The following is a 15,198-nucleotide window of genomic DNA, read 5'->3' as shown; positions in this document are numbered from 1 at the left end:
CGCTAGTTAACTGCTTCATCCTGATCTGTTAAAATCATTGGACCTTCTTCCGTAATAACTATAGTATGTTCAAACTGAGCCGATCTGCCGCCATCAACTGTTCTGGCAGTCCAGCCATTGCTATCCATTTTACTTTTCCAGTCACCTTCATTAATCATTGGTTCAATTGTCACAACCATGCCTTCTTTCAGGCGTGGTCCTTTACCAGGTAAACCGTAGTGTGGAATATGAGGATCTTCATGAATCGTACGGCCAATTCCGTGACCGGTAAAATCTCTTACTACAGAGAAACCTTCCCCTTCAGCAAACTGTTGAATCGCGTGTCCAATATCACCAATTCGATTTCCTGCTACCGCTTGTTCTATTCCTTTATATAATGCCGTTTTGGTTACTTCGAGCAATTTGTCTGTCTTCTCATCAGATTCTCCGACAACATAAGTCCAGGCGGAATCTGCCAGCCCGCCATTTAAGTTGACCACCATATCAATTGTTACAATATCACCATCAACCAGCTTTTCATCCCGAGGAAATCCGTGGCAAATCTCATCATTAATTGATGCACATGTCGCATATTCATACCCGTTATAGCCTTTTTGTTCAGGTGTCGCCCCATGTTTGGCAAGAAATTTTTCCACAAACTGATCTATTTCTTTTGTCGTAATTCCCGGTTGGATCATTTTTGCGATTTCCTTATGGCAGTTAGCGAGTAATTTGCCTGCTGCATGCATCATTTCTATTTCACGTTTACTTTTCCTTGTAATCATACCTAACTTCCTTTCATACCACTGGTTCTATTCACACTTCTAACAATTTTATCACATTTTCTATTCATTAGAAAAGCAACAGATACTGACTGCTTATCAACTTACTGTTCCCGTAATTCATCCTATGTAACAGCTGACTTAATATGAAAAACTGGCGAAAGGTGATTACCTTTGCCAGTTTCAATGAAGCTTATTTTGGATCTTAGTAACCGCCGTAACCCCAAGAAGCACCAATAATAATTAATAGAATAAACAACACGACGATTAATGCAAATCCAGAGCCGTATCCATATTGTTGTGCACCCATCATTTATCCCTCCTTTAATTCTTACACTTATAACGTATGTAACAGGAGGAGAAATGGTCATTCAATTTTATAAAAATGGGTGCTCACCTATTAAAGACATCTTTCACACTATAATATTCACCATTTTGAATATTGTCCGGATCAAGGAGGCGATCAACGAGAACTTTTGCCACGACATCCGTCTCACGTAAGCTGTTATTTGTTTTATATGCTTTAAATTTTTCTACATCGGTAAATTGTGTCACATCAGCGGAACGAATTTCTCCCTGCATTTCTGTATCCATAATACTGGGATCGAACAAAAATACTTTATTACCTGTCCCTAATTCGCCTTGTTCCAAAGCAACCGTGTCTGTATAGCGGTCAAGACCTGCTTTTGTACTGCAGTATGCATTCCAGCCATAGACAGATCGTTGAGCCGCTCCTGAGGTAACATTTGCGATAACTAACGGAAGGTCCATATCACGCAATAAATCCAGCCACAAATTTGTCACGATCATTGGGGAAAGAAGATTAACATGGACATGGTCAATCAGCTTCTGTGTATCCTGCCTTCCCGCCTGTTCAATTGGAGTTACTAATGCCGCATTCTGTACGAGCAGTAGTGACTCCATCTCTTTTTCCTTTAAATCTTGGACAATTGATGTAAAAGTGTCCTGGGTTGCATCAAGATCAGACAGATTTACTTGTATATGTGTATATTCACCTGGTAGTTTCATTGCGGCCAGTTCTTCATTAATGTTCCTGGCTAAGCCGATAACATGAAAGGATTCTTCCATCAGGAGCTTCGCAATGGATGCCCCTAAACCTTTAGAAGTACCTGTTACTACTGCATATTTCATACCTGATCCTCCCTATCTTTTTGCTGAGTCTAAAGCATGATTTAAAGCAGAGATGATATCATCTGCATCTTCTATACCAATTGAGATACGAATTAAGCCTTCTGTAATGCCAAGGTCTTGCTGAACATTTTTCGGTAAATTCCGATGAGAGGTTCCTAACGGATAAGAGACGGTTGTTTCCACACCAGCTAGTGTTGCGACAATTTTAATCCAGTCGAGCGACTTCAGAAATGTTTTAATATCCGCCCTTTCGGTAATATCAATGGTAACAATCGGGCCTCTCCCTTTTTCAGATACATACTCTGGGTAATACACTTTATCAACAGCAGGATGATTCGCTAAAGCGGAAGCCACTTTTTCTGCATTATGTATGTGTCGTTCCATTCTGACTGCTAAAGTTTTTAATCCTCTTACAGTAAGCCATGCTTCAAATGGGCTTAAATTGCTCCCAAGGTTTACACACTTCTGACGTGCTTTTGTAATTAAATCTTCATCGCCTGCTAACACCCCTGCCGTTATATCGCTATGGCCGCCAATATATTTCGTTGCACTGTGAACAACAAGATTAATACCTAGCGTGTATGGTCTTACTAAATAAGAAGTAGCAAAAGTATTATCAACCATTGTTTTAATCTTATATTTTTCGGCAATCTGAACTACTTTATGTAAATCCTCTACCCGTAACAAAGGGTTAGTAATAGATTCTGTATAGAGAAGAACGGTATTTGATTGAATGTGCTGCTCAATATCTTCTTCAAATGACACAAAGCTGACTTTAATTCCAAATGCCGTTAATTCATTAGCCAGCAGCTCATAAGTGCCGCCATATAAATCATGCGATGCCAGTACATGATCACCAGCTTTGGCAACCGACAGGATACCTACCATAATCGCAGATAAGCCGGAGGATGTAGCTATGCCCACCGGTGCCTCCTCTAGATCAGCAACAGCTTTTCCTAATTCATCAGTGTTCGGGTTACCAACTCTCGTATAGAGATACTCCCGCTCACCTGTATAAAAACCTTCAATATCATCTAAGTCCTTGAACGTAAAAGCAGAAGATTGATGGATTGGTGTTACCTTTGTCGGAATACCGCCATCACGCTTCATTGTTATATGTACAGATTTTGTATCAAATCCATGTCCCATTTTAATCTCCCTTTCTCATACTCTAATTATACTTTAACGCAATATAAGAGCATTTTAAAGAAAAAAAGCCAGAAAATTGTCTGAACCAGCAATTTCTGACCTTTTCATATGTTAATCTCTAAGCCAGGAGATACACAATGTACCATGACCTGTATGAACTCCTGCAACGGGGACTAATGTCTGGATTTTAACTTTTAATGACTGGTGTTTTCTTTCAATTTCTTCCTTCCATTGCATGGCGTGCTCCTTTACTCCAGCATGCTGAATACACAATTCTTTTAAATGGTATTTTTCCATGGCATCATCCAGTATTTGAAACATTTTCTGTTTGGCTCTTTTCTTTATTCTCACTTTATCTTTAACGACTACTTTGCCGTCATCAAATCCCAATATTAAATGAATATTTAACAGTGATGCAAAGATGGACTGGGCAGTACTTACCCGGCCGCTTTTTCGCAATTGCTCAAAGTTTTGCGGCATTAAATACATCTGGGCAAGTTCCGGTAATGTACGCAGCTTACTTACAACCTGATCATATTCCTTTCCTTCGTTTACCATATCGATTCCATTTTGAATCATTTTTCCTAAAGCATAATCTCCGATTTTTGAATCGATCACTTCAACAGGAAAGTCAGCCATTTCAGAAGCAGAAACAGAACTGCTGTAAGTTCCTGTTAACTGACTGGAAGCATGTATTGCTATTCCTGCATCATATTCTTCTTTCAGTTTTTCGTATAGTGAGACAAAATCACCAAACGCCGGCTGGCTTGTTTTTGCATTATTTCCATGTGATTGGAGCAATTGATAAAACTCATCCTTAGTTATATCCACATCTTCCCGGTATGTTTTTCCATCAATAATTACATTCAATGGAAGAACGAAAACATTATTTTTTGCTGCGAATTCTTTAGACAGACCCGAAGAGCTGTCTGTAATCCAAGCTATTTTCTTCAAAGACCAACACCTCATTTCCAGCACACTGGTGCCTCTCTTTATTTCTGATTTTATTTAAGTTTTATTAAGCGTATTACATTTCTACAAATTATGCAAAGCGGTAATAAATAAGAATAAATGTTGCCAATACAAAAATGAAGTTTAGAAATACAAAGATAAACTGATCAATTTTTGTTTTATGAATTTTAATTGGGGGCTCATAGAATGATACACCTTCAATAATAAAAATTAATAAAACAATGTGAATCATTGCATGGCCAACAATTTCTGTCATTCCAAACAGCATACTTGTCAGAATGAATATAACTGTTACGACTAAGCCTAAAATCCGGTTCAATATACCAACAACCAGTAAATAACCGACAACAAATTCCACAAACGCTGCCATAACAATAAAAATCTCCGGCTCAAACCCGAAAGTAGGAACATTATGACTTGCCACTATATCTAGGGTCATTCCAGGATAAACCCATTTTTCTACAGCTACCCAACACAAACTGAGTCCTGTTCCCAAATAAAGAAATGGAAACCCCCAATTCTCCACTTTCGTTTTCCCAATTAACAGAACAAAAATAATTGCAAGGTAGAAACCATAATCCAGCATGTAGAACCAGCCAAAATCAGCCCAGACTGTAATAAACAATATGAACATTAATGCTGCTGCTACTTTTGTACTGTAGTGAACCGGGATGAGCAGCCCTGCAATAATAAGGACCATTACGACTGTTTGCCATGTTTCGGTAATTTCAAATTCCGGTGCGAACATTGTGCCCGAAAATAATTGAATGACAAAAGCCAGAGCAGTACCGTATTTAAGGATATAACGGGAATATTTCCGAAATCCATTTAAGAAATTATCTAACTTATTTGCATAAGGAATTTTCAGTAAATATCCCATCAATTGTGGTAAAATTGCTAATATGATTGCAACAACCAGGGAAAATGTGATAAAAAACGGACTCAGTATTTGTTCGATAGGAACTTTCTCTGCCTCCACTTCAGCGAACCACTTTACATGGGCATATGTAGTAACCGGTGCTGCAATTAATATAGCTATGAATAAAGACAGGATGCTTTTTTTCACTTGTTTCATTTCGTAACCCCTTTTAAGTTAAAATTTCAAGCTGATGTTACTATATCATATTTACTATTTAAGAAGTGAAAGGATTCAGTAAATAATGAAAAAGATACAACTTGTACTTGATATAGGCGGTGTGTTAACTACAAATAGCATGGGAATATTACAGAACAAGATTTCTGGTATTGGCTCACCAATACTTTTCCCAAAATTAAAGCAGATTATTTAAAAGAGAGCTTAACAGCTAGTTTAACTCCAATAGAAGGGATAAACTATCTAAATGACTGGTCGGGCTATGCAGAACTTCATCTTTTAAGCAATCATCGTTCAGAATGGATTTTCCCAATTCTTCAACCCATTAAACATCTGTTAACAAGTAGTACCAATTCCTCTGAAGTTGGATATTCGAAACCTTATGAAAATATCTACCATATATGTAAGAAAAGGATGATACCTGACAGCATGGTTCTGTTTGTTGATAATAAAGAAGAAAATTTACTGCCGGCAGAAAAGCTTGGATGGAAAACCATCCTTGCAACACCTGATGAGAAATGGATAAATGAAGTGGACAAACTGCTTAAGAATGGAACTAACTGAAAAAAGCAGGGTTTCCCCTGCTTTTTTTCTTATCAGTTCTTAATGCATTGCAGCATGACCTGATGTTAATACCCATATTGAACCAAATACAATAACCAATGCTAAGAAAATACTGTAAATCATATTTATTACATTGATCATACCTTCTTTACCTTCCGTAACGTGCATAAACATAAATAACTGAATCATCGCCTGAAATATTGCTAATGTACCAATAATCCACATAATAATACTATCAGAAAAATTGGTCTGGAATTTAACGAACACTGCTAATAACGTTAGTGCAATAGAAAGGATAAAGCCGATTAAGTGATTCCAAGGAAAACGACTGCTGTGTGTACTGCTCATTTTATCCCACCATTCCTTTCAAATACACAAATGTAAAAATGAAAATCCATACAACATCCAAGAAGTGCCAGTAAAGACTTGCAATGAAAAATTTACTGGAAGTCTTTTCTGTAATCCCTCGTCTGAAAATTTGAACAAGCAATAAACTGATCCAGATTATACCGAAAGTAACGTGTGCTCCGTGTGTTCCCAGTAATGTGAAGAAACCTGCTGTAAATCCACTTGTCTGGATTGTTGCACCTTCATGTACATAATGAATAAATTCATTAATCTCCATATAAAGGAACCCTGCACCCAATAACAAAGTAACTATTGTCCATACTATCATGTCATTTTTAGCATTGTTTCTCATAAAGTGAATCGCCAAACCTGCTGTAAAACTGCTTGTTAATAACAGGAAGGTCTCGATCAGGACATCCTTAAGAATAAAGATGTCGTGACCTGCAGGACCTCCAGCTGTATTGTGCTCTAACACAAAGTAAGAAGCAAACAGTGTGGAGAAAAGCACAATTTCAGCACCTAAAAATATCCAGAAACCGAGTATATTCATTTGACTCTGCTGTGAGCGGTATTCTAATGGCGTATTCGCTTGTGTCATTTCAACTCACCTCTCCACTCTCGTTCTTCTTTCTCTAATTCATCTACCGGAATGTGGTAGCCATCATCATAATCAAAACTGTTAGCAACAAGTCCTATAACGATTAAAACAGAAGAAATAATCGCTAATGTGAACCATTCAAATACGAGGAAGAAACCTACAATACCGAATGCTACACCAAGGAATACAGGTGTCCAGCTGTTACTTGGCATATGAACAGACTTCAAATCAGATTTCTTTAAACCTAATTTACCCTCTTTTTTCTTATACCAGAAGTCATCCAGTTTTTCGACTTCAGGGACAACCGCGAAGTTATAATGAGGTGCAGGTGAAGCTGTTGCCCACTCCAATGTACGACCATTCCACGGGTCACTGCCTACATCTCTTGATGCATAGCGGAAACTCCAGTAAATGTTATAGCAAAGTGCTGCAAAACCTGCTGCCATAATTAAGGAACCAACTGCTGAGAATCCAAGCCATGCACCCCATCCAGTACTTTCTGAATAAGTGTACATACGACGGGACATTCCATCTAAACCAACAAAGAACATTGGCATAAAAGTAAAGTTAAATCCGATAACGAATAACCAGAAATGCCATTTACCAATTTTTTCATTTAATTTAAAACCAAACATTTTTGGCCACCAGTAGTACAGTGCCGCAAATACAGCAAATACTACACCTGGAATTAATACATAGTGGAAGTGTGCCACAAGGAACATCGTATTATGGTACTGATAATCTGCAGCTGCCATTGCAAGCATTACACCTGTTACCCCACCGATAGTAAAACACGGGATAAAAGCCAGTGCCCATAACATAGAAGTTGAAAACTCAATTCGTCCTTTTCTTAACGTAAATAACCAGTTAAAGATTTTCACACCAGTAGGTATGGCAATCATCATCGTAGTTAAAGAGAATATGGAGTTAACCGCTGCACTGTTCCCCATTGTATAGAAATGGTGAACCCATACGAGCATACTTAAGAACGCAATACCGGCAACAGCAAATACCATTGATTTGTAACCATAAAGATTTTTTCTCGCAAATGTTGCAATAACTTCAGAGAACATACCGAAAGCTGGCAGGACAACAATATATACTTCAGGGTGTCCCCACAGCCAGAATAAGTTAAGCCATAACATCGGGTCCCCGCCAGCGGCAACTGTAAAGAAATGTGTTCCAAATAAACGATCTAATGACATATATGCTAAAGCAACTGTAAAAATAGGGAATGCTGCAACGATAATAATGGAAGTGACAAGGGACGTCCATGTAAAGATAGGCATCTTCATCCAGGACATTCCTGGTGCACGCATCTTAATAATCGTAACAACAAAGTTAATCCCTGTTGCTAATGTACCAATCCCTGCAATTTGTAATGCAATTGCGTAATAGTTATTTCCTACACCTGGAGTGAACTCCTTACCAGCGAGCGGAAAATAAGATGTCCAGCCTGCATCTGGCGAGCCTCCAATGACGAAAGATACATTAAATAACATAGCCCCGGCAAAAAACAGCCAGAAACTTAATGCATTTAATTTCGGGAAAGCAACATCCCTTGCCCCAATTTGCAATGGCACGACAACATTCATAATACCTATGAGCATTGGCATTGCCATAAACAAGATCATAATTACACCATGTGTTGTGAAAATCTCATCATAGTGCTGGGCATCAAGGAACCCCAATTCCGGTCTTGACGTCTGTGCCTTCATAAGAAGTCCGTCAACGCCACCTCTAAAGAACATTAATACACCTGCAAGGATGTACATAATCCCGATTTTTTTATGATCAACGGTTGTAAACCATTCAGTCCATAACCATTTCCACTTTTTTAAATATGTGATCAATGCTATAAGGCCGACCATAGTGAGTCCTATCGCAATCTGTGATGCCAGAATCATTGGGTCGCCTGTAACAAAAAATTCATCTAATGACATGTTCTTCACCGCCTTTTATATTAGTGATGTGCGTGTTCTTCATGTGAAACAGAATCAGTTGCTTCTTCTTCTGTCTCAATATCTGCCTGCTCATCTTCTGATTCGTTATCTGTATTCTCTTCCTCACTGTGCTCTTCATCGCCATGAGTAATTCGATACATTTCCGGATTCAAATACTTTTCAGAACCTCCATGAGCATGATCAATCCATTGTAAGTGTGTCTGATTATATGTTTTCCGACCAATGATTGTTGGTTCCAGTAATTCGGCATACTCTTCTTCTGTTAAATCGTTTGCTGTATTTTTCACTTCCTGAACCCATTCATTGAAATCTTCGTTTGTCATTGCCTGAACCTCAAACTCCATATGAGCATATCCTTGGCCATTAAAGTTTGTGTTTCTTCCATAATAGGATCCTGGCATATCAGCAACCATGTAGAGCTTCGTCTGCATATTTGCCATCGTATACTTTTGACCAGCTAATTCCGGTACCCAGAATGATTGCATTGTTCCTGCAGAAGTCATTTTAAACTGCACTGGGTGATCTGCCGGGATATTAACATAATTCACTGTTTCTATATCCTGATCAGGATAGCTGAAGATCCATTTCCAGTCAGCCGACGTAACATGAATAACCAGTGGCTCCTCTTCTTCGTAACCTTGGGGAACATCTTCCACTTCATATATTGTCTTAACTGTCGGAACCATCAATGCGATAACGATGATAATCGGTATAACAAACCAGATAATTTCAAGAACATGATTTCCTTTTTCTTCTTTTGGTTCAAAATTACCATCACCTGGTTTTGCACGATACTTCCAGACGATATAACCGAACAATACAAAAACAACTACAACAATTACTAACATAAAAATAATCGAATAAACGATCAAATCTGTTAAGCTTCTTGCAATCGGACCCTTTGGATCGAATACAATCAGCTTTGAATCACATCCTGCTAAAATTAGTGGGATGGCTAATAAAGTGAGTAATAACACTCCTCTTTTTATCGCCTTCATACATGTACCCCTCTCCAACAATTTGTTAGTATAATAAAAAATACCTTTTAATTATGAAAAATAAACCAATGTGATCTACATCACTTACCATTTTTGCATGTAAATATGATGAAATTATGATGAAACCGGTAACGTCATAAAAAGTTCAAAAATGGTGTTCTTTGTGATACTCATTGATTGACAAACGCCTATCCTTTACTATTCTTGCGATTTTCTATACTATTTGATTAGGGACAAATAATGATAAACGAGAGTGATACAATGCCAGAAAAAACTGTTTTAATTGTTGATGATGAAATACAGATGCGTACAATGCTTAAGTTATATTTACGAAATGATTTTCACACAGCGGAAGCTGGTAACGGAAAAGAAGCAATTGACCGATTTTCAAAGGAACCAGTCGATCTGGTATTACTGGACATTATGATGCCAGAATTAGACGGAATTGAAACTTGCAAGAAAATGAAAGAAATTAATCCGAATATCCCGATCATACTGCTTACAGCATTAAATAGTACCTCAGATAAAGTGGAAGGATTGTCAATTGGTGCAGACGACTATATCGTAAAACCATTTGAACCCGAAGAATTAATTGCGAGAATTCGTGTCCAATTCCGTCATTTTTCAAGTGTGGGCAAAGAACCTTCACATAAGCTAAGCTTTGGTGACTGGTTTATTGATTCAGACTCAAGAACAGTGATGGCTAATGGGAAGGAACTGAAATACAGTCCAAAAGAGTTCGACTTACTTTATTTATTTGCCTCTAATCCTAACAGGGTGTTTACAAGAGACCAGTTATTAGACCAAATCTGGGGAATTAACGAAATAGTGGATATCCGGACAGTCGATTCACATGTGCGATATGTTCGTGACAAGTTAAAAAAAGCAGGAGTTAAGCATCAGCCGATTGAAACAATCTGGGGTGTTGGATATAAATTCACAATGGAGGATGCCAATGAAATTAAATAGCGTCATTTTTAAATTAGGAGCTACCATTCTTTTCTTACAATTAATCATTCTTATTCCGCTAGGCTACATTATTTTGCAGCTTTTATTAAATTATTCTATCAATCAAACAGAGACACAACTAGCTCAGCTGTCTGAAAAGTATGCAACACAAGTCCATCACCTGGAGGACCCGGAGAATTTCCAATTACTTGACCATTTAACAGATATGACAAATACGAGTGCCGTTATCATTGATCACAACGGTGAGAAGATAATAGAAACGAACTGGAAAGAAGGTATTACTGATCAAATTTTAACCGATGACCAGAAACAGCAGTTAGCTGAAGGGAAAACGGTAATTGAGGAATATACGAATAATGGCTCTACCTATCTGAAAGTAGCCCAGCCTATTTCTGATGATGATGGGGAAAGAGCAAGTGTAGTTTTATTTTCTTCATTTGGCTTAATTAGTAACTCGATTCATAATATTGTCATTCTTGTTATACTGGCTAGTCTCGGAGCAGTTGCACTGGCAATCGGCTTTACGATTTTTATATCTAAAAAACTGGGAGCACCGCTAATTGCTATGGAGAAAGTTGCAAAGCAAATAGCGGAGAAGAAGGACTTCTCTTTACGGGTAAATTATAAAGCAAATGATGAGATCGGTTCCTTAGCAACAGCAATTAATGACTTATCGCAGACTTTAGAAAGATATCAAACGAACCGGAATGAATTTTTCTCTAATATCACTCATGAACTGAAAACACCACTAACCTATGTAAAAGGATATGCTAATGCTGTACGACATGAAATGTACCAGTCTGATGAAGAGAAGAACGAATTTCTTGAAATTATTGAAAATGAAGCAGACCATATCAGCAATTTAATGGATGACTTAATGGACCTTTCTAAAATAGAAGAAGGTAAAATAGATTTGAACAAAGAAAGCTTCGATATGAACAGTCTGGCTGAGGAGATGGTTAGGAGATCCCATTTCCGCGCAGCCCAGAAAGATTTAGAATTATATGCCATTACTCCAAAGCAGCCAACTAGAATAACTGCAGATAAAAGCAGAATGGAACAAATTTTAACAAACTTAGTGGAAAATGCGGTTAGGTATACCGAAGAAGGGGAAATTAGTGTAAAAGTTTTAGAAAATGAAACAAATGTGGAAGTATTTGTCCAGGATACAGGAATAGGGATCAAAAAAGAAGATATTCCCTATCTTTTCGAACGGTTTTACCGTGTAGATAAGTCTAGATCAAGGGCAAATGGCGGTACAGGACTCGGACTGTCCATTGTCAGAAATTTAGTCGAATTGCATGAGGGCAGCATCGAATTTGACAGTGAAATAAACAAAGGAACGACTGTTAAACTTACTTTTCCAAAATTAAGTAAGGAGGAATAATAAATTATGTTATTTCAGGACAAAACAGTGATCGTTACAGGCGGCTCCCATGGGATTGGACTTGCCGTATCAAAGGCGTATCTTGAAGAAGGTGCCTCTGTTATTATTGCGGACAAAGAAGAACCCGATCTCATTCATGATCATCTCCATTATATTAAGACAGATGTAAGTGTCCCTGATGATATCAGCCAACTTTTTTCAGAAGCTGATCAACACTTCAAGCAAATAGATATATTAATTAATAATGCAGGCATTTCGAAGTTCTCATCATTCTATGATCTTAGTATTGAGGAATGGGACAATGTATTGAATACTAATTTAAGATCTGCATTTTTATGTGCCCAGGCGGCTGCACGAAGAATGCGGGACAACCCGGATGGAGGCAGTCTTGTCCACATTTCCTCAACACGAGCCTTTATGTCTGAACCAAACACAGAAAGTTATGCAGCTAGTAAAGGTGGGATTTATGCATTATCACATGCTCTTGCGATGACCTTGCAGGATGATGGAATAACCAGTAACTCGATAAGCCCAGGCTGGATAGAGACTAAGGATTATGAGCAGTTACGATCTGTTGACCATCAGCAGCATCCATCGAAAAGAGTTGGGAAACCGGAAGATATTGCACGAGCTTGTTTATTTTTAACAGATCCGAGGAATAATTTTATTAATGGGGAGAATTTTATTATTGACGGCGGAATGACGAGAAAAATGATTTATGAGCATTGAACATTCATGAGACATCTTTAGAAGGGAACAGAAGGTATGGAGCTTCAACTAATCGAAGTATATATCCCTGCGGAAAGATTTACAACATTTCAACAGGAAATTGAGGCATATAATATTCTTGCTAAATGGCACTCAGAGATCTCAGAAGAAGAACGACTTGTAAAATTATTAATTGATAAAAAAAACACGGAGGAAATTCTGGATTTTCTTGAAGTGAATGATGAACATACACAAGAAATAAGAGCAATTCTGTATAATATCTCGACATATTTACCACGAATAAAAATAGACAAAAAAGATGAGGAGAGAGATGAAGCAGAGCAGCAACAAGAAATTACCAGAGCTAGCAGGCATGAATTATATAATGTTGTTCAGTCTTCCAGTCAAGCCAGCCCTAATTTCATTTGGCTGTTAATTCTTTCTGCAATTGTTGCAACAGCTGGAATTGTAAAGGATAGTGCTGCATTCGTAATAGGAGCAATGGTTATCGCACCATTAATCGGTCCATTTACAGCCTTATCGTTTTCTGCCATATTAGGTGATTATAAGTTAATGAAAAGATCTGTAATAACATCAATATATGGTCTAATAATTCCAATTGCGATTGCAATTATATTCAGTGTTCTCTTCCCATTACCAGTTAACAGTCATGAATTTTTAGCTAGAACGAATATTGAATTAATGGATATTGTTGTTGCAATCGCTGCGGGGACTGCCGGAGCAATGTCTTTTGCCAAACGGGTTTCGGAAGCATTAGTTGGTGTAATGGTTTCCGTAGCCTTATTACCTCCAGCAATTGTTCTAGGAATGATGATCGGTGCAATGGAATTTAAGGAAGCAGTCACACCACTTCTACTGTTACTTGTAAATATTAGCGCGATATTGCTCTCTGCTATTATTGTATTTTGGACAAGTGGCATACAACCGGTTAACTGGAGTGAAATACAGGTTGCTAATACCTCCAAAACATATGCCTTAATTTTTGTATCAATTGTTATCATTATTCTGGCTGTAATGATTTATGTGATTAATTTTTAGCAGATTACTTTTTAAAAGCGATCTATGGATTAATCACTGTTTTTTTGATATTTTGAGAATTGCTTGCACACGTAATAACTAATTATTATAATATGAATATATGTTCATATATAATTATTTATTATGGAGGTATTCATATGGGACATTCTCATGATCATGATCACGGACACCATCATCATCATCATACGAATAACAAGAAAGCCCTTTTCATCAGTTTCCTGTTTATTTCTATATTTATGATTGTTGAAATAATCGGCGGGTTATTAACTAATAGTCTGGCTCTCCTCTCAGATGCCGGTCACATGTTCAGTGATGCTTTTGCCCTCGGATTAAGTCTGTTTGCATTTAAGCTTAGTGAAAAAGCTGCAAATGTGCAAAAAACATTCGGCTATAAACGGTTTGAAATATTGGCTGCATTTATTAATGGTATTACTCTTGTCGGGATTTCATTATATATTTTCTGGGAAGCCTACCATCGCTTTCTGGAGCCGCCGAATGTGAATGGCACCATGTTATGGATCGCTGTAATAGGATTTATTGTAAATGTCATTGTTGCATTCATTTTGATGTACAGCGGGGATACGGAAGATAACTTAAATATGCGAAGCGCCTTATTGCATGTACTCGGAGATTTGCTTGGCTCTGTTGGTGCCATTATCGCTGGTGTATTGATATTATTGTTCGGCTGGAATATTGCAGACCCGATTGCCAGCATTCTAGTCGCACTTCTCATTTTAATAAGCGGTTATCGAATTTCTAGGGACTCCATACACATATTAATGGAAGGAATTCCAGCTAATTTGTCTTTCGAAGCGATGGAGAACAGATTGGTACAAATAGATGGAGTGATCAGTATTCATGATTTGCATGCATGGACTATTACGTCGAACTTCCCTTCATTCAGTTGTCACATGGTTGTTGAAGAAAATACAGATCGTGATCTTATCCTCAAAAAGGCGGCTAAAGTTCTGCACGACGAGTTTTCGATTCATCATACAACCATCCAGGTGGAAGGGATTGATGCAGACATTGAGAAACAGGAAGATTGTTGTAATTAGGAGGGAATACTGTGACAGAAATAAAACACGATGCACTTGACGAAGAAACATTATTTTTAGTCTCCCAAACATTTAAAGCACTATCAGATCCCACGCGAATTCGGATCCTTCATTTACTGTTCGACAGGGAGTTGAGTGTAACAAATATCGCGGAAACACTTGACTTAAACCAGTCAAATGTTTCCCACCAATTACGTTTTTTAAAAAATCTCAGGCTCGTAAAATATCGTCGTGAAGGAAAAACGATATACTATTCACAAGATGATGAGCATGTAATGAAGATCCTTCAGCAATCCATTGATCATGCTTGTCATCATTAACCAAGTAAGTATATGCTGAATGCCTTCTCATCAAAAATAAATAGAGCGATGGTTTTCGGAACCGGGTTGAACGACTTCGCTTCAGAAATTTTCAGAGC

Annotated in this window: 17 protein-coding genes; 7 read left to right on the top strand and 10 right to left on the bottom strand. The window is 37.8% G+C overall.

What is annotated here, in order from left to right; genetic code table 11:
• Positions 1-2: 2 nt before the first annotated feature.
• The 6 genes from map to BMW36_RS11390 form a co-directional block, all read right to left on the bottom strand.
• Complete coding sequence (map, locus tag BMW36_RS11415) at positions 3-764, bottom strand: type I methionyl aminopeptidase (RefSeq protein WP_089741199.1); 762 nt, start codon at positions 762-764, stop codon at positions 3-5.
• Between the two features lie 202 nt (positions 765-966).
• Complete coding sequence (locus tag BMW36_RS11410; protein ID WP_089741197.1) at positions 967-1,071, bottom strand: YjcZ family sporulation protein; 105 nt, start codon at positions 1,069-1,071, stop codon at positions 967-969.
• 83 nt (positions 1,072-1,154) lie between these two features.
• Positions 1,155-1,913 carry an SDR family NAD(P)-dependent oxidoreductase gene (locus tag BMW36_RS11405; protein WP_089741194.1) on the bottom strand — a complete coding sequence of 253 codons (759 nt, stop codon included), beginning with the start codon at positions 1,911-1,913 and terminating at the stop codon, positions 1,155-1,157.
• A gap of 12 nt (positions 1,914-1,925) precedes the next feature.
• Positions 1,926-3,062 (bottom strand): trans-sulfuration enzyme family protein, encoded by a 1,137-nt coding sequence (locus BMW36_RS11400; protein WP_089741192.1) that lies wholly within the window; start codon positions 3,060-3,062, stop codon positions 1,926-1,928.
• Between the two features lie 111 nt (positions 3,063-3,173).
• Positions 3,174-4,016: a DegV family protein gene (locus tag BMW36_RS11395; RefSeq protein ID WP_089741190.1), complete on the bottom strand. Its 843-nt coding sequence runs from the start codon at positions 4,014-4,016 to the stop codon at positions 3,174-3,176.
• Positions 4,017-4,104: 88 nt separating this feature from the next.
• Positions 4,105-5,109, bottom strand: a complete 1,005-nt coding sequence (locus BMW36_RS11390; protein ID WP_089741188.1) for a DoxX family membrane protein — start codon at positions 5,107-5,109, stop codon at positions 4,105-4,107.
• Positions 5,110-5,556: 447 nt separating this feature from the next.
• Here BMW36_RS11390 and BMW36_RS20740 point away from each other — a divergent pair, with 447 nt between their 5' ends.
• Positions 5,557-5,691 carry a hypothetical protein gene (locus BMW36_RS20740; protein WP_281243037.1) on the top strand — a complete coding sequence of 45 codons (135 nt, stop codon included), beginning with the start codon at positions 5,557-5,559 and terminating at the stop codon, positions 5,689-5,691.
• A gap of 39 nt (positions 5,692-5,730) precedes the next feature.
• Here the strand turns inward: BMW36_RS20740 and qoxD are convergent, their stop codons facing one another.
• From qoxD to qoxA, 4 genes are read right to left on the bottom strand one after another with little or no spacing between them, the layout of a single operon-like run.
• On the bottom strand, positions 5,731-6,039 hold the full coding sequence (gene qoxD / locus BMW36_RS11385) for a cytochrome aa3 quinol oxidase subunit IV (RefSeq protein ID WP_089741186.1): 309 nt from the start codon (positions 6,037-6,039) through the stop codon (positions 5,731-5,733).
• Between the two features lies 1 nt (position 6,040).
• Entirely contained in the window at positions 6,041-6,637 is a 597-nt protein-coding gene (gene qoxC / locus BMW36_RS11380; RefSeq protein ID WP_089741184.1) for a cytochrome aa3 quinol oxidase subunit III, read from the bottom strand.
• Complete coding sequence (qoxB, locus tag BMW36_RS11375) at positions 6,634-8,580, bottom strand: cytochrome aa3 quinol oxidase subunit I (protein WP_089741182.1); 1,947 nt, start codon at positions 8,578-8,580, stop codon at positions 6,634-6,636. The genes qoxC and qoxB overlap by 4 nt, the downstream gene beginning before the upstream one ends.
• A gap of 20 nt (positions 8,581-8,600) precedes the next feature.
• Positions 8,601-9,599 carry a cytochrome aa3 quinol oxidase subunit II gene (qoxA, locus tag BMW36_RS11370; protein ID WP_175480434.1) on the bottom strand — a complete coding sequence of 333 codons (999 nt, stop codon included), beginning with the start codon at positions 9,597-9,599 and terminating at the stop codon, positions 8,601-8,603.
• 261 nt (positions 9,600-9,860) lie between these two features.
• Between qoxA and BMW36_RS11365 the strand changes: the two genes are divergently transcribed.
• The 6 genes from BMW36_RS11365 to BMW36_RS11340 all read left to right on the top strand — a co-directional run bounded on the left by BMW36_RS11365 (position 9,861) and on the right by BMW36_RS11340 (position 15,100).
• Positions 9,861-10,568 carry a response regulator transcription factor gene (locus BMW36_RS11365; RefSeq protein WP_089741180.1) on the top strand — a complete coding sequence of 236 codons (708 nt, stop codon included), beginning with the start codon at positions 9,861-9,863 and terminating at the stop codon, positions 10,566-10,568.
• Complete coding sequence (locus tag BMW36_RS11360; RefSeq protein ID WP_089741178.1) at positions 10,555-11,955, top strand: ATP-binding protein; 1,401 nt, start codon at positions 10,555-10,557, stop codon at positions 11,953-11,955. The genes BMW36_RS11365 and BMW36_RS11360 overlap by 14 nt, the downstream gene beginning before the upstream one ends.
• 6 nt (positions 11,956-11,961) lie before the next feature.
• The gene (locus BMW36_RS11355) at positions 11,962-12,684 is read left to right on the top strand and encodes an SDR family NAD(P)-dependent oxidoreductase (protein WP_089741176.1); all 723 of its coding nucleotides are present in this window, start codon (positions 11,962-11,964) and stop codon (positions 12,682-12,684) included.
• Positions 12,685-12,720: 36 nt separating this feature from the next.
• Positions 12,721-13,722 (top strand): TIGR00341 family protein, encoded by a 1,002-nt coding sequence (locus tag BMW36_RS11350; protein ID WP_089741174.1) that lies wholly within the window; start codon positions 12,721-12,723, stop codon positions 13,720-13,722.
• A gap of 137 nt (positions 13,723-13,859) precedes the next feature.
• Positions 13,860-14,780: a cation diffusion facilitator family transporter gene (locus tag BMW36_RS11345; protein WP_089741172.1), complete on the top strand. Its 921-nt coding sequence runs from the start codon at positions 13,860-13,862 to the stop codon at positions 14,778-14,780.
• Between the two features lie 11 nt (positions 14,781-14,791).
• Positions 14,792-15,100: an ArsR/SmtB family transcription factor gene (locus BMW36_RS11340; RefSeq protein WP_089741170.1), complete on the top strand. Its 309-nt coding sequence runs from the start codon at positions 14,792-14,794 to the stop codon at positions 15,098-15,100.
• The last annotated feature ends 98 nt before the right edge of the window (positions 15,101-15,198 follow it).

The sequence above is a fragment of the Gracilibacillus ureilyticus genome, assembly GCF_900111195.1.
GTDB lineage: Bacteria > Bacillota > Bacilli > Bacillales > Amphibacillaceae > Gracilibacillus > Gracilibacillus ureilyticus.
The sequence above is the reverse complement of the archived record's forward strand: the minus strand, read 5'-3'. Positions and strand labels throughout refer to the sequence as shown.

Coding starts and splice junctions, on each gene's coding strand:
- map (WP_089741199.1), bottom strand. CDS start 764: ATGATTACAAGGAAAAGTAAACGTGAAATAGAAATGATGCATGCAGCA.
- BMW36_RS11410 (WP_089741197.1), bottom strand. CDS start 1,071: ATGGGTGCACAACAATATGGATACGGCTCTGGATTTGCATTAATCGTC.
- BMW36_RS11405 (WP_089741194.1), bottom strand. CDS start 1,913: ATGAAATATGCAGTAGTAACAGGTACTTCTAAAGGTTTAGGGGCATCC.
- BMW36_RS11400 (WP_089741192.1), bottom strand. CDS start 3,062: ATGGGACATGGATTTGATACAAAATCTGTACATATAACAATGAAGCGT.
- BMW36_RS11390 (WP_089741188.1), bottom strand. CDS start 5,109: ATGAAACAAGTGAAAAAAAGCATCCTGTCTTTATTCATAGCTATATTA.
- BMW36_RS20740 (WP_281243037.1), top strand. CDS start 5,557: ATGGTTCTGTTTGTTGATAATAAAGAAGAAAATTTACTGCCGGCAGAA.
- qoxD (WP_089741186.1), bottom strand. CDS start 6,039: ATGAGCAGTACACACAGCAGTCGTTTTCCTTGGAATCACTTAATCGGC.
- qoxC (WP_089741184.1), bottom strand. CDS start 6,637: ATGACACAAGCGAATACGCCATTAGAATACCGCTCACAGCAGAGTCAA.
- qoxB (WP_089741182.1), bottom strand. CDS start 8,580: ATGTCATTAGATGAATTTTTTGTTACAGGCGACCCAATGATTCTGGCA.
- qoxA (WP_175480434.1), bottom strand. CDS start 9,599: ATGAAGGCGATAAAAAGAGGAGTGTTATTACTCACTTTATTAGCCATC.
- BMW36_RS11365 (WP_089741180.1), top strand. CDS start 9,861: ATGCCAGAAAAAACTGTTTTAATTGTTGATGATGAAATACAGATGCGT.
- BMW36_RS11360 (WP_089741178.1), top strand. CDS start 10,555: ATGAAATTAAATAGCGTCATTTTTAAATTAGGAGCTACCATTCTTTTC.
- BMW36_RS11355 (WP_089741176.1), top strand. CDS start 11,962: ATGTTATTTCAGGACAAAACAGTGATCGTTACAGGCGGCTCCCATGGG.
- BMW36_RS11350 (WP_089741174.1), top strand. CDS start 12,721: ATGGAGCTTCAACTAATCGAAGTATATATCCCTGCGGAAAGATTTACA.
- BMW36_RS11345 (WP_089741172.1), top strand. CDS start 13,860: ATGGGACATTCTCATGATCATGATCACGGACACCATCATCATCATCAT.